Origin of the sequence: Chryseobacterium sp. SN22 (assembly GCF_008329705.1) — a bacterium.
Taxonomy (GTDB): domain Bacteria; phylum Bacteroidota; class Bacteroidia; order Flavobacteriales; family Weeksellaceae; genus Chryseobacterium.
The window spans coordinates 63048-77693 of sequence record NZ_VTSX01000002.1 but is presented as its reverse complement, the minus strand read 5'-3'; the positions used below and the strand labels follow the sequence as shown (position 1 = coordinate 77693).

At 41.0% G+C, this 14646-nt stretch carries 14 protein-coding genes; 7 read left to right on the top strand and 7 right to left on the bottom strand.

Annotated elements, in window-relative coordinates; translation table 11 throughout:
• Positions 1–48: 48 nt before the first annotated feature.
• The 6 genes from FY557_RS01475 to FY557_RS01450 all read left to right on the top strand — a co-directional run bounded on the left by FY557_RS01475 (position 49) and on the right by FY557_RS01450 (position 9062).
• Positions 49–405 (top strand): hypothetical protein, encoded by a 357-nt coding sequence (locus FY557_RS01475; RefSeq protein WP_149245522.1) that lies wholly within the window; start codon positions 49–51, stop codon positions 403–405.
• A 185-nt stretch (positions 406–590) separates the two neighbouring features.
• Positions 591–2984: a TonB-dependent receptor gene (locus FY557_RS01470; protein ID WP_149245521.1), complete on the top strand. Its 2394-nt coding sequence runs from the start codon at positions 591–593 to the stop codon at positions 2982–2984.
• 21 nt (positions 2985–3005) lie between these two features.
• Complete coding sequence (locus FY557_RS01465) at positions 3006–3593, top strand: hypothetical protein (RefSeq protein ID WP_149245520.1); 588 nt, start codon at positions 3006–3008, stop codon at positions 3591–3593.
• Positions 3594–3735: 142 nt separating this feature from the next.
• Positions 3736–5070: a trigger factor gene (locus tag FY557_RS01460; RefSeq protein WP_149245519.1), complete on the top strand. Its 1335-nt coding sequence runs from the start codon at positions 3736–3738 to the stop codon at positions 5068–5070.
• A 112-nt stretch (positions 5071–5182) separates the two neighbouring features.
• Positions 5183–5878 (top strand): hypothetical protein, encoded by a 696-nt coding sequence (locus tag FY557_RS01455; protein WP_149245518.1) that lies wholly within the window; start codon positions 5183–5185, stop codon positions 5876–5878.
• Positions 5879–6200: 322 nt separating this feature from the next.
• Complete coding sequence (locus FY557_RS01450; RefSeq protein WP_149245517.1) at positions 6201–9062, top strand: M16 family metallopeptidase; 2862 nt, start codon at positions 6201–6203, stop codon at positions 9060–9062.
• A gap of 309 nt (positions 9063–9371) precedes the next feature.
• Here FY557_RS01450 and FY557_RS01445 read toward each other — a convergent pair whose 3' ends face one another.
• Positions 9372–9956 carry a DUF3109 family protein gene (locus FY557_RS01445; RefSeq protein WP_149245516.1) on the bottom strand — a complete coding sequence of 195 codons (585 nt, stop codon included), beginning with the start codon at positions 9954–9956 and terminating at the stop codon, positions 9372–9374.
• Positions 9957–9961: 5 nt separating this feature from the next.
• Positions 9962–10867: a DUF6427 family protein gene (locus tag FY557_RS01440; RefSeq protein ID WP_149245515.1), complete on the bottom strand. Its 906-nt coding sequence runs from the start codon at positions 10865–10867 to the stop codon at positions 9962–9964.
• A 42-nt stretch (positions 10868–10909) separates the two neighbouring features.
• Here FY557_RS01440 and FY557_RS01435 point away from each other — a divergent pair, with 42 nt between their 5' ends.
• Positions 10910–11143 (top strand): DUF6341 family protein, encoded by a 234-nt coding sequence (locus FY557_RS01435; RefSeq protein WP_146942642.1) that lies wholly within the window; start codon positions 10910–10912, stop codon positions 11141–11143.
• Between the two features lie 70 nt (positions 11144–11213).
• Here FY557_RS01435 and FY557_RS01430 read toward each other — a convergent pair whose 3' ends face one another.
• The 5 genes from FY557_RS01430 to FY557_RS01410 all read right to left on the bottom strand — a co-directional run bounded on the left by FY557_RS01430 (position 11214) and on the right by FY557_RS01410 (position 14474).
• Positions 11214–11663 (bottom strand): universal stress protein, encoded by a 450-nt coding sequence (locus tag FY557_RS01430; RefSeq protein ID WP_149245514.1) that lies wholly within the window; start codon positions 11661–11663, stop codon positions 11214–11216.
• Positions 11664–11722: 59 nt separating this feature from the next.
• Positions 11723–12328, bottom strand: a complete 606-nt coding sequence (locus FY557_RS01425; protein WP_149245513.1) for a fumarylacetoacetate hydrolase family protein — start codon at positions 12326–12328, stop codon at positions 11723–11725.
• A 154-nt stretch (positions 12329–12482) separates the two neighbouring features.
• The gene (locus FY557_RS01420; protein ID WP_149245512.1) at positions 12483–12881 is read right to left on the bottom strand and encodes a DUF2007 domain-containing protein; all 399 of its coding nucleotides are present in this window, start codon (positions 12879–12881) and stop codon (positions 12483–12485) included.
• A gap of 3 nt (positions 12882–12884) precedes the next feature.
• Positions 12885–13649, bottom strand: coding sequence for a 3'-5' exonuclease (locus FY557_RS01415; RefSeq protein ID WP_149245511.1), 765 nt, complete (start codon positions 13647–13649; stop codon positions 12885–12887).
• A 111-nt stretch (positions 13650–13760) separates the two neighbouring features.
• On the bottom strand, positions 13761–14474 hold the full coding sequence (locus FY557_RS01410) for a CDP-alcohol phosphatidyltransferase family protein (RefSeq protein ID WP_149245510.1): 714 nt from the start codon (positions 14472–14474) through the stop codon (positions 13761–13763).
• Positions 14475–14646: the final 172 nt, after the last annotated feature.

Below are 14646 nucleotides of genomic sequence, written 5' to 3'. Positions count from 1 at the left end.
AGAAAACTTTAATCCCGATCTTTTAAAATATTTTTATAATTTTGAAGCATGATTTTTAAAGAAAGCAGAAATCTGAAGAATTTCATTTCCAAATTGTTGTTTGGGATCTACTTTCTTGCGCTGTTTTCCCAAAATTTCCACAGCCACAGCTCGGAGGAGGTCTTTAAAAATTTCAGCTTTAAAAAATCGGAAAATACACTGACCAAGAATACGGCGAAAGAAAAAGCAGCCGACTGTCTGGCCTGTCATTTCTTAGCGACCGGACATACTTTGGTTCCTGAAGAATTCTGTTTATCCTTTGAAAATTTTACCCATGAAGTAAAACAGCGTATTGCTGTTCAGGAAAAAATATGGTCTCAGACCAAATTTACCTTTCAGCTCCGCGGTCCGCCCGCCATTTCATAATTTCATAGATTCTTTACGGCTTTAATCGTTTAAAGTTCAATATTCACGGTTTTATGTTCAATGTTTTTGAGCATGCACCGGCTTTGATATTGAGTGTTTATATTACTCTAAACATTATTCAGCCTACTTATTAAATTTTTTTCGAAAAAAGTACTTGAAAAAAGTACACATCAATCTATTCAATAATGAAATTGATCTATAGTATTATGCTGATCCTTTGCGGATTTGCATTATCAAACGCACAGCAGACGCATGCGGTAGAGGGAACAGTGCAGGATTTTCATGACAAAACCAGACTGGAAAATGCAGTCGTGAAAGTTGGGAATTTCTCTGTAAAAACAGATAAAAACGGGATGTTCTCCTTCAGCAAAATTCCTGCGGGAAAATATACCCTTACCGCCACACATCCGGATTGTAATGATTATACTGAAAATATAGAAGTTACAAAGGATGTGCACCTGACGATCACGCTCGAGCACCATATCCAGGATATTGAAACCGTAACGGTACACGGAAGCCATAAGAACAACGGAAGTATGGTGGTAAAAACCATCGACAATACGGTGATCTCCCGGAATACTTCTGAAAATCTTGGAAACCTGCTGACCAATATTTCCGGTGTAAATGTCCTTAAAACGGGTAATAATATTACAAAGCCCATTATTCACGGGCTGTACGGAAGCCGTGTTTCAATTCTTAATGACGGGGTAAAGCTTGCCGAGCAGGAATGGGGGGTAGAACATGCACCCAATGTAGATGTTAATAATTTTGAGCACATCGATGTCATAAAAGGAGCGTCCGCTTTAAAATATGGAAGCGGGGCTGTGGGCGGAGTCGTGGTGTTGCAGCCTCAGGTTTTGCCGAAAAAAGATACCCTGACGGGAGATGTGTCGCTTTCCGGAATCTCCAACGGAAGAGGAGGCAACCTTAATGTAAAGCTGGCAAAAACCTGGGCAGACGGCTGGGCCATCAAGACAAACGGCAGTTATAAAAAACTGGGGGATCTTGAAGCGCCTGATTACGGCCTCATGAATACGGGACTGGAGAGTTCCGGATTTAACTTCGGGGTCCAGAAGATGACGTTTAACAGAGGCTTCTCTTTCGACTATTACCTGACGAAAAGTTCAATAGGCATCCTCAGAAGTTCCCATGTAGGAAATTCGGAGGATCTGCTGCGTGCTCTTACTGCACCGGAACCGATTTACCAGCGGGATTTCAGCTATAATATTGATAATCCCAGACAGGATATTGAGCACCATATTGCCAAAATATCTGCGTATCAGCGGTTTGAAAATTTCGGAAAGATTACGGCCACATACAGTTTCCAGTACAACCATAGGCAAGAATATGACATTAGACGTACGGAGGAGCTGAGCAGGAGGCCGGCACTCGATCTGGAACTGATTACCAACGATTTAAATGTTAATCATCTGATCGAAAGAGAAAAGTGGAACCTGGAAACCGGAATCAATGCAGGTTACCAGAACAATTATTCCAGCACGCAGACGGAAGCCAGGCGCCTTGTACCGAATTACGACCGGTATTATGCAGGAATTTATTCGGTGCTGAAATATAAGATAGTTCCCAAAGTCGAGCTGGAGGCCGGAGGAAGATACGATTTTGACCATTATGAGGTAACGAAATGGTATGACCTAAGCGACTGGAACAAGCTTTATGCTTCAGATTATAAAAATTTTGTGGTGCGGGTGAACCAAAACCGGATTCTTACGAAGCCGTCTTTAAGCTATAACAACGTTTCGGCAAATGTGGGAATCGTTTACCATCCGTCCGCTTATTTTGATCTGAAGTTTAATTATGCCCGGGTTTCAAGATCTCCGAATATTGCAGAGCTTTTTGCAGATGGGCTTCACCACTCGGCAGCGATTATCGAAAGAGGGGACATGAGAATGAAAAATGAAACCGGAAATCAGTTTAATCTGGTTGCCGATGTAAAAGTGAATGTTTTAAAAGGACTGAACATTTCGGTAAATCCTTATTTCTTCTATACTGAAAATTTCATCAACGAAATTCCTACAGGTTATCAGAATACGCAGTGGGGCGGAGCCTTTGTTGTATATAACTATGAGCAGGTAGATGCCAGAATGTATGGGATCGATCTGGATGTCCAGCTTAAAATATCGGATCATCTCGGATATAAAGGAAGCGGTTCCTATGTGTACGGACAGGATCTTACCCATAATGTTCCTCTGATTCTGATGATGCCGCCAAACTTCAGCAACTCGCTGGAATTCAGCAAAAAAGAATGGAAAAACTTTTATTTCAATGTAAGCAACAACACGTATCTGAAACAAGCGAGATTTCCTGTTTACAATGTTCCGATCAGATTATTTGATTCTGAAGGAAACCCGTATAACCAGGAAGTGGATATTTCCACACCGCCAAGCGGATATTCCCTTTGGAACCTTCAGACAGGGGTGAATCTGTCTAAAAATTTCGGAGTTGATTTTTCAGTCCGGAATGTATTCAATAAGTCGTACAGGGATTACCTGAACCGGCTTCGTTTCTTTTCCGACGAAATGGGAAGAAATTTTATTTTAACTCTTAAATATCAATTTTAATCACTTTAAAAATTTAAAAAAATGAAAAATACTCTTAAAAATACAACCCTTATTTTAGGCCTTTTGTTCTTAGCGCTTTCTTTAAGTCTTACTTCATGTAACAGAAGCGATGACGAATCGGATGATCTTCCTCAGGAAGAACTTTCGGATGTTCTTCTTAAAGTGACGGACCAGGCGACGGCAACCCCGGTTGTATATGATTACCAGGTTAACAGTACTACTAACCCTAATATCAAACTTATCAACGGCCATACGTATAATGTGGAAGTCATTTTCAAAAACGGCAATGAAGATGCTACAGATGAAATAAAAGAAGCAGTAAATGAACATTTTCTGGTCTATAACTTCCCGAATTCCGATATCACCCTTACCCGTACAGATGATCCGGATTTTGTAAGAGGGGATGGTAACCATGTAGGAATAAAAACAAAATGGGTGGTGAATACTGCAATAAAAAATTCTGCGGCACCAAGCCAGCTGGTTCTTACTTTATTTCATGAGCCGGTAACGGTTTCCGAAGCTTCTTCAGTGAGCGGAAACGGAGTGGTATACGGAACCCATACCGGAGGGGAAACCGATGCTCAGGCAAACTACAATATAACCAATTAATATCATTCTTAATCTTGTTAGCAAAACCGCCGGAATTTTCCGGCGGTTTTTTATTTAACAGTATTTGGCTTTTTAAGTTGATTTTAATTGATAGATTTTCATAAAATTTTCATATTTTTGCAACCTAAAATTTTAATCAATAATGAAGGTTACTGCAAAAAACCATGATGATGTAAGTGCATTGCTTACAGTAACATTGGAAAAATCTGACTATAAGGAAAAAGTTGAAAAACAATTGATTAATTATGCTAAAAATGCACAAGTTCCTGGTTTCAGAAAAGGGAAAGTGCCTTTGAGTATGGTTAGAAAACAATATGAAGCGGGTATTGCTTTTGAAGAAATCAACAAGCAGGTTTCTGATGCTTTAAACAACTACGTCAACGAAAACAAACTGAGATTGGTTGGCCAGCCTGTACCACAGCCGGTAAACGAATTCGATTACAATGCGGATCAGTTGGAGGTTGCTTTCGAAATTGGATTTGAGCCGGAATTCACTATCGATTTAGCAAAATATGAAGCGCCTCATTACAAAGTGGAAGCTTCTGAAAAAGAAATCAACAAGAGTATTGAGAACATGCAGAAGCGTTTCGCAGAGCAGGCTCCTCAGGACAAAATCAATAAAGACTCTTACATCGCGTTAGAAGTTTCCCAGGTTGTGGAAGAAGGCGCTGAAGGAGAGCACCACCACCAGCCGAAGAACGTTACCATTACAGCTGAAAACAAAGAAGCTTTCAAATTGGTAAAATCTCTGAAAATGGACGGTTCGGTAAAAGTTTCCAAAGAAGACCTTGCTGCAAACGAAGAGCTTGCTAAAGAATTAGGTTTCTCTAAAGAAGAAGCGGAGCACCTTCATCACAATGAAGTGGAAGTAAAGGTAAAAGATTTCTATGGTCTTAACCTGGCTGAACTTAATCAGGAATTATTCGATAAAGTATACGGAGAAGGAAACATCAAATCTGAAGAAGAACTGAAGGAAAAAGTAAAATCCGAACTGGACGAATACTTCCAGCAGAATGCAGACGTTCACTTTGTGAACAAAGTATTGGAGCAGGTTTCTGAAAAAGAAGAAGTAAAGCTTCCTGAGGAATTCTTACTAAAATGGTTAATGTTCTCCAACCAGAATGTACAGTCTGCCGAGCAAGCAAAAGAAATCCTTGAATCTGAGAAAAACCAGTTGAAATACCAGATCATCGAAGGAAAACTGATGACTGAAAACGAAATCCAGTTGGATTATGCAGACATCTTGGGTCAGGCAGAGCAATTGGTAAGAAACCAGTTGGCCATCTACGGAATCCACCACTTAGGGGATGAAGAGATCCAGAAATATGCCGTTGAAATGCTGAAAGACCAGGAGCAGGTAAGACAGATTTCTTCTGAAGTGGCGATGACGAAACTGAAAGACGTTATCCTTGAAAAAGCAACTAAAAAAGAAACCGCTATTTCTCACGACGAGTTTCTTGAAGAGCTTAAAAAATAATTTATTACACGATAAATATTTAAAAACCACCGTTTATGCGGTGGTTTTTTTATTGGGAACTTTCGTCCATTATTCACCTGATATTCCTATATTTACCATCTAAACTTAATTTATGAAAAAGATCATCATTCCGTTTTTCTGCGCTGTGTTTTGCTCTACTCCGGTAGTTGCACAAACTGCCAATACTGCTGCCGCTAAGACGGAAGCTGTACAATCAAAACTGACCCCGAAAGAAGTGGTGGACAACTATCTGAAAGCTTTGGGTGGAAAAGATAAACTGGAATCGGTGCGTACCGTGCTTATTGAAAATATCATTACCGGCGATGGTTTACCGGGTGAGGTTGGTATGACTGCCAAAAAAATGGGCAATAAATTCAAATCCGAACAGACCTTTATGGGCCAGGTGGCTTCTTCACAGCTTTTTGACGGGGAAAAAGGCTACTTCCAGCAAATGGGTCAGAAAACTGAAATTCCTGCGGATAGACTTGCGGAAATGAAAAAAGGGAAGACCATCGATGCATTGGCTTACAATGCGGCCAATTATTCATCGGTAACTCTTGAAAAAATGGATGGTAAAGATTATAATGTCCTGAATTCCGATAAAGGTAAATTTTACTTCGATGCTTCTACGGGACTTTTGTTTAAAACGATAGGAAAGGAAGGGAACGCAACCATCAAAAGCTATATGACGGTAGACGGAATAAAATTCCCGCAGGAAATTCAGGCTGAAGGAAACGGGCAGAACGTTGTTGTAAAGACTACAAAAGTCATGATTAATTCAGGAGTATCTGACGCGGATTTTAAATAAAAATCATCAATTTAAATAACGGAACCGGGCAGTGCCCGGTTTTTTTATTGATATCATCTTTTAAAAAAGATTTAGTATAAGATGAGCCGGTAGAGATTATTTACAAAGTATTGGTACACGAGCAGGCATAATGATGAAAACCAATTAATAATCAATATGATATTTTAAATTTTTGGATTACTTACTATCTTATTATTTACCTTAAACCACTAAAATTTAACGAAAATTTACGAAAATTTAACTTTAAATAATAAATGAACATTTCCTATTTAAGTGAATAAACCTTATTTTTGACCCATAAAAATTAATAATCAAAACAACTATGAAAAAAATGTTTTCGTCGCTTGCAGTAGTCTTCCTGATATCTGCAAATGCTTATGCACAGAATATTCCGATGGATGCTTCTGTAAAAACCGGTACTCTTCCCAACGGAATGAAGTACTACATCAAAAAAAACACGCTTCCCGAAAAGAAAGTAGATTTCAGACTGGCCATCAATGCCGGATCTATTCTTGAGGATGAAAACCAGAGAGGATTGGCCCACTTCATGGAGCACATGAATTTCAACGGAACCAAAAATTTCCCGGACAACAAATTGGTCGATTTCCTTCAATCCATCGGGGTGAAATTCGGACAGCACTTAAATGCCTACACCAGTTTCGACGAAACCGTTTATATGCTTCCCGTTCCGCTGGATAAGCCGGGAAACCTGGATGCCGGGCTTAAGGTGATGGAAGACTGGGCTTTTAATGCCACGCTTTCCGATGAGCAGATCAACAAAGAAAGAGGAGTTGTACTGGAAGAGCTAAGGCTTGGTTTGGGAGCCGACAAAAGAATGTCGGATAAATACCTTCCAAAGCTATTGTACAATTCCCAGTATGCCAACCGGCTTCCGATCGGTAAAAAAGACGTGCTGGAAAATTTCAAGCCGGAGGTAATCAGACAATTCCACAAAGACTGGTACCGGCCGGACCTTATGGCCATCGTAGTCGTAGGAGACATTAATGTAGATGAAGTTGAAAAGAAAATCAAAGACAACTTCAGCAAATATAAAAACCCGTTAAAGCCAAGGGAAAGAAAGACTTTCGATCTTCCGAATCATAAGGAAACCCTTGTCGCTGTTGAGACGGATCCTGATGCAACCAACTCAATGGTACAGTTTATCATGAAAGATTCGGATGCTTATCAGCCTGATGTTACCGTAGAACAGTACAACCAAAGCCTGGTGGAGCAGATTACCACCACCATGCTGAACAACCGGCTGGGCGAGCTGGTAAATTCTACCAATCCTCCGTTTACTTACGGTTCGGTATACCATGGCGGAACCTATGCCAGAAGCAAAGAAGGTTTCCAAGGGTTTGCGATGGTAAAAGAAGGGAACCAGCTGAATGCCTTAAAGGTGCTTTTGGAAGAAACGGAAAGGGCCCGAAGATTCGGATTTACACAATCTGAATTAGACCGGGCCAAAGCGCAGGTCATGTCCAATATTGAAAGGACGTACAATAACAGGGATAAAACGGAAAGCGATCAACTGGTAGACGAATATGTAAGGAATTTCCTGGAGCAGGAACCGATGCCGGGAATCGCCTGGGAATATGAGGATACAAAAAAATTCCTACCGACCGTTACCCTCGCGCAGGCTAACGACGTGATTAAAAAGTTTGTAAAAGATGACAGCCGGGTAGTGGTAATTACCGGTCCGAAAAAAGACAATGTTCAGATGCCGACGGAAGCCATGGTGATGAATACTTTTGAAGGCGTAAAGATGGCCGACCTTAAGCCGTATCAGGAAAAAGCAACCATCAAAAATCTGGTGAAGCCTTTCAAATCCGAAGGGAAAATCGCCAAAACGGAAAACGATGCCAGGCTCGGAACGACTACGTGGACGTTGAGCAACGGGGCAAAAGTAACTTTTAAGAAAACGAATTTTAAGGATGACGAAATTGTTTTCACGGCAAGAAGCATGGGCGGAAGCTCGCTGATTAATGACGAGGATTTTAAAAAGACCCAGTTTGCATTCCCTGCCTTATCCGAAGCGGGTGTCAACGGATTTTCAAAAGCCGATCTTACCAATTACCTGGCAGGAAAACAGGCGAACGTGAATGCGATGATAGGCTCCTATTACGATGGGATTTCCGGAAGAACCAACCAGAAAGACCTGGGAACGGCAATGGAGCTGATGTATGCTTACTTCACGGGACTGAACTACAATCAGGATGCTTTTAACGCCTATAAAACGAAACAATCTGCGATGCTGGATAACCTGCTTTCGAATCCGCAGTTCTATTTCTCCAGTGAGCACGCCAAATTTATGAACCAGAAGAATCCGAGGTTTATCGGGATCATTCCGATGGAGAAAGATTGGGCCAATACCGATTACAAAAAAGCATACGACATTTACAAAGAGAAATTTTCCAATGCCGGAAACTTCCACTTCTATTTCATCGGAAATGTGGATGAAGCAAAACTGAAGGATCAGGTTATACAGTATATTGCAAGTCTTCCGTCTACCGGAAAAAGTACCAACTTCAGGGATACCGGCTATAGACAGATGACCGGAGATTATACCAAAACCTACAAAAAAGGGAAAGACCCGAAAAGTATGGTGACGATTTCCTACATGGGTGAAGCGCCTTACAACGAAAAAGAAGCATTGGCCCTTGAAGCATTGGGGGAGGTAGCCACCATTAAAGTAATCGAAAAACTGAGGGAAGACGAAAGCGGAATCTACGGCGGCGGTGCAAGAGGAGGAATGTATAAAGTACCGTTCAACAACTACAGCTTCAGCATCAACTTCCCTTGCGGACCTGAAAATGTGGATAAGCTGACGAAAAGTGCCATTACGGAACTTCAGAAACTGATTGACAAAGGACCGGATCAGAAAGACCTCGACAAGTACAAGGAAGGTGAAATGAACGATTACAATACCCAGATCAAAGACAATATGTTCTGGATGAACAACCTCACCAAGAACCAGTTCGACGGTACCGATAAGTACGAGATCCTGAACTATAAAGAAAAAGTGCAGGCACTTACGGTAAAAGACCTTCAGGATGTGGCAAAAAAATACCTGACCAAAGGCAGAATCGTAGCCACCCTTATGCCGGAAGACGGTTGGGAAAATGCTAAAAAACAGGAAACCAAAGCGGAAACAGCCGTAATGAAAGTCGGAGCAGCGAATTGATTTAATTAATTGATATTCGATATAAATTCAAAGAGAAACCGTCCCGTGAATATGTCCGGGACGGTTTTATTTATTTTCTGGGTCTTAGGAACAAAGCCCGCAAAGTATAATGGTAATGAGTTAATGTAAAAGTTTCATAGGGCTACTTCGCTTATAAGAGATCGCACATCCCTGAATGTAAATTAGCGTCGATTTTTTAACATTGCTCATTAATTAAAAAATCTGCGCAATCTCCATAATCTGCGTGATAAAAAAAACAACAGACTTATAGAACGCAAAAAACTCCAACCCAAAAAACCTCAAACAAAACTACGCTCCATACTCCTTCTTCCACTCCTCAGCCACTTCGCTCAGCGTATCATAGAAATCTTCTCCGTACTTGCGGATCAACGGGGTTTTCAGGAATTTGTACACGGGAACCTGCAATTCTTTTCCTAAGGCACAGGCGTCGCTGCAGATTTTCCAGACATCATAATTCAGTGCCTTAAAAGTAGAATATTCCGTAACGCGGATCGGGTAGAGGTGGCAGGAAATCGGCTTTTGCCAGTCTACCGCACCGTCTTCATACGCTTTTTCAATACCGCATTTCGTAATTCCGTTTTCATCAAAAGTTACATACGCACACTCCCGGTTATCTACCATCGGCGTTACATACATTCCGTCCATCGGGTCGGTTGTCCACGTTCCTATGGTTTCAATCGATTTGATGCCTTCCTGGGTAAGATAAGGTTTGATTTTATCAAAAATATTATCCAAAATTTCCAGCTCATTTTTATCCAAAGGAGCACCTACATCTCCTTCCACACAACATGCCCCTTTGCATTTTGAAAGGTTGCAAACAAACTCTTCAGAAAAAATATCCTCGGAGATCAATTTATCGTCTATCTGAATCATAATCTTTAAAATAAATTAAAATAACTTCCGGCTTTAAAACCCACCATGCTGAAAATAATCAGCCACAGGCTTACTTCCTGCATCCAGTATTTCGGCAGAAATTTCAGCATCCGGCTGATGATGATCGTCGAAGGAAAAGCAAGGAGAAGCAGGTATTCATAGCTCTTGTTCATATACAGCACAATGGTAATAAGCTGTGCCACGGAAAAAACCAAAAGGAAAGTATATTTATAACGGCTGACCGGGCTCTTTTTATTATAATTCCTGAAATGGTCATAGATGGCATACACCAGCATCAGGATAACCGGAATCAAGGGTACCAGCTCCATATAATCCTCAGCGGGCCTGATCGTTCCGAAAGGAAAATAATCAACGTTCCAGGTAGTAAAGCCTAAAAAGAACATGACTGAAAAATAACTCAGCACAATCAGGAGGGTTCCCAGCAGAAACCTGAAAATATTCAGCCCGATCCGCTCCGAAGTAGCAATGACGTGGATCATCACGAAAACCGCCATCGGCCAGGTTGTCGGCAGGAAAATAAAATTCAGCGCCACAATCGAACCCACCAGAACATAAGACCGCTTCCGGATATCCTCGTTGGTACTGGTAAGCAGCAGGAGCAGGAAAGAATTGGTAAGCAGCGAAACGGCAATTCCGATATCTAAATGTCCCGGGTAAAGGCCGAAAATAAAAAAAGTATATAAGCACAGAGGCAGGTGGGTCTGGTAATTCAGCGCAATACTGTGAAAGCAGAAATATCCCAAAGCGATTCCCAGAAAAGTTATCCCGGCAATAATAGCCTCATAAGTGTTGAAATTCAATAAATTAAAGGTTATTACGATTAAAAGAAGAAACCCGATGTACACCGGAATTGAAAAAATATTGCTTTCTTTTGAAAGTAATTTAAACATTTTTTATAAATTTGTACAAAGTTAATTTAAAAAAGGAAAATAATGACGTCTTTCTTTCTATTCTTAAGCAAAGTTTTCAAATGGTCTTTTGGTTTCTTTGAGACTTTCGGTAATGTTCTGAACTGGGTTCTGTTTATCGTCTGCTGTGTAATGTTCACCTACTGGTGCTATGTTTTGGTATCCACTCTGGGGAACAATAAAGATAAAGACTACTATTCTCCAACGGAAGGTAAGCATCCTTACTACGATCCTACCATCTACAAAAATGAAGGTTAATTAATTGGTTATATAGTAAAAAGCCGATCGGATTTTATATCTGATCGGCTTTTTTATTAACGATTAAAATTTAATTTTCGCTTTTCTCGTGGATCGGCAGCACCAAAACCGGAATGCTTGAGTCTTTTGTAATCCCCTTGGTTAAGCTTCCTATGAAAACATCATAGATGCCGCTTCTGCCGTGCGATCCCATAACAATGAAATCTGCATTCTTATCTTTCGCATGTTCAAGGATGATGTCTTTCGCCAAACCCTGCTTCAGGATATGTTCGCAATCCACACCGTCGGCAAGAATACGCTGCTGCAGCTTATTCAGCTGTACCAGCTCTTCACGGATTTCGTTTTCCTCAACTTCCGGAAAATACTGGAAGCCCATATCGCCGATGGCAAAACCGATATCGGAAGGTGCCACATGGATCAGATAAATCCTGCCGTTGATCTGCTTTGCAAATCGTACAGCGCCTTCTAAAAGCTGATCGGTCTTTTCCCCAAAATCTACGGGCAATACTATATTTACCATGATTTCTAATTTTGTCTATTAAAGATAGGAAAATTATGCCAAACAGCCTATAAAAAGGCCTACAAAATGCGGATGTCAAGAACTTTTTCTTCTTCCAGATACGCTTCCAGGATGTCATTTTCCTCCACTTTACCTACCCCTTTCGGTGTACCGGTAAAGATCAGGTCTCCAACGCGCAGGGTAAAATACTGGGAAACAAATGCTATAATATCATCGATGGTGAACATCATGTCTCTTGTATTGCCTTCCTGTACCTTTCCTTTATTTTTCAGCAGGGAAAACCCTAGAGATTCCAGGTTGAAATTCTCTTTTTTAAAGAAATTCCCTACGACCGCGGAACCGTCAAACCCTTTGGCCAACTCCCAGGGCAGCCCTTTCGATTTCAGGTCGCTTTGCAGGTCTCTGGCCGTAAAATCGATTCCCAGACCGATTTCCTCATAATGTTTGGCCGCCGCCTCCTTTTGGATGTATTTTCCACCTTTGGAAATTTTCACCACGACTTCAAGCTCGTAATGAACGTCATCCGAAAATTCAGGAATATAAAAATCATTCCCTTTTAGGACGGCAGTGTCCGGCTTCATAAAAATTACGGGTCTTTCCGGGATCTCGTTACCCAATTCTTTTGCATGTTCGCTGTAGTTTCTTCCGATGCAGATAATCTTCATAATTTATTTTTATACTGTTTTTTAACCTAAACTTTCGGCTGGTTCTTCTTTTTTTAGGAGCTTATTCCCGCTTTCCGCTGTATCTTTTGCTCCGCTGCGCTCCACAAAAGGATGCCGCTGCAATCGGGGCTAGGGAATATGTGATGAAAAAGAATTAATGCATAAACTCATTCCCGCAGTAGTAGCACACAAATTTATGGCTCGTCAGGATCGAAATCCCGAAAAAGCTGGTGGCACTGTCATCGCGGTAAATATGGTTGGAACCGCATTTTGGGCATACGAAATCAAAAGGAGGATTTTCAATGGTATGTTCCACCTCCAGCGGAAACTCTTCATTCTCTTTATAATCCAGCAAAGCCTGACGGGCTTTTTCAAGGTCTTCCTCAAACACCTGCAGCTGGATGCCGCCTACCGCCTGGGACAGCAGCCAGTCCGACTGGATCAGTTGTTCGTTCGCTATAAAGCTGTTGATGCCGCTTTCCGCCAGGATCTGTTTGTCGCGGTTCGCCTGAAGCGCCGTTTCGTAGAATTTGAATTTTACCAGTTCGTTCATATTTTAGAATTTACTCGATAACTGGATTTTTGTGAACACCTTCTTGGTGTACAGCGGGAAATCGGCATTCTGTAACCATCCGTAATACCCAAGGTCCTTCTTAAAGACCGCTTTTACGCCCTGCCCTTTGTATTTTCCGAAATTAAAGATCTCCTCGCCCTTGTCGGAGTATCCGATAAACCCTGCCAGATCGGCATTTTTATTATGGAAGGTAAACTCGCTCAGCTGGGCAATCTCATTCGGGATATCATCGTATTTTCCGATCTGCGCATCCAATACTTCAAAGGTAGCCAGTACATCGGCTTCCGCAGAATGGGCATTTTCCAGAGTCTTCCCACAGTAGAACCGGTAGGCGGCACTCAGGTTTCGCGGTTCTTTCTTGTGGAAAATTGTCTGGGCGTCCACCAGTTTAAATTTACTCAGGTCAAAATCCATTCCTACCCGCAGCAGCTCTTCGGCCAGTAAAGGGACATCAAAACGGTTGGAGTTGAAGCCGCCGAGGTCTGCTCCCGAAATCATTTCCATTACTTTGGAGGCGATTTCCTTAAAAGTAGGTGCATCTTTGATGTCTTCATCATAAATTCCGTGGATCTCACTGCATTCTTTCGGGATCGGCACTTCGGGATTTACCCGCCATGTTTTACTCTCTCTGGAAGCATCCGGATTTACTTTTAAGATGCAGATCTCAACAATCCGGTCTCTCCCGATATTGGTTCCTGTCGTTTCTAAATCGAATATGCAAAGCGGCTTATGTAATTTTAAGTTCATTTTAAATTGCTTTTAGCTAATGGCGGTTGGCTGCTCGCTTTCCCGCCTATGTTTTATTTATAATTTTAGAATATATCAATTTGAGAACGGAAACTTCCATCTTCAATCATCTTACTTCAATTGTTTCTGAAAGATCATTGAAATGAAGATATAATAAATAATCACCATCGGAATCCCGACCGTTTTAAAGATAAGTAAAATAAGTACAGCCCCCGCCAATAACGCTATTTTCGGATAATTATCCTCCAGTTTCATTGATTTGAACTTCATCGCAATCATTTTGACGGGGGAAATCAGCAGCCAGGATGAGATGATTGTTAAAATAATTAAATAGATCTCAACATTTAGCAAAAAAGCAAAACCCTGATTTTCTTTAAAAGCATAATACAGTCCAAAGATTAAGATGGTATTGCTCGGGGTATTCAATCCTTTAAAATAATACTTCTGTTCTTCATCCAGATTGAAAATAGCCAGTCTTAAACAGGAAAACAAAGAAATTAACAATCCGAAATATTTAATTTCAAAAGGTAAGGATAGTCCCAGGAGATCGCTTCCGAAAGGCTCAAGAATTTTAAACATCGTCAGTCCAGGCACCAGCCCGAAGCTCACCATATCCGCCAGCGAATCGAGCTGTGTCCCCAGATTGGAATTGGCCTTCAGTGCCCTGGCCACAAATCCATCGAAAAAATCCAGGACCAGAGAGAATATAATGCAGATTGCTGTCGTCTGATAATCGCCCAGAATAAGGTGGATCGCGCCTACACATCCTGAAAAAAGGTTTCCTAACGTAATGGCGTTGGCCAGGTTATTTTTGATAAAATTCATAATTACAAAATTAAAACAATTAATTAATCTAACCAATGTACAATGTCGTAATGTAACAATATAACGGTATGGCAATGTAGCAATATAAAAATACAGTGACTTATTATAATGTGTCAATTATTATAATGCAATCAGGCAAACAGACTGATGTGTTTTATTATTAAACAGACTT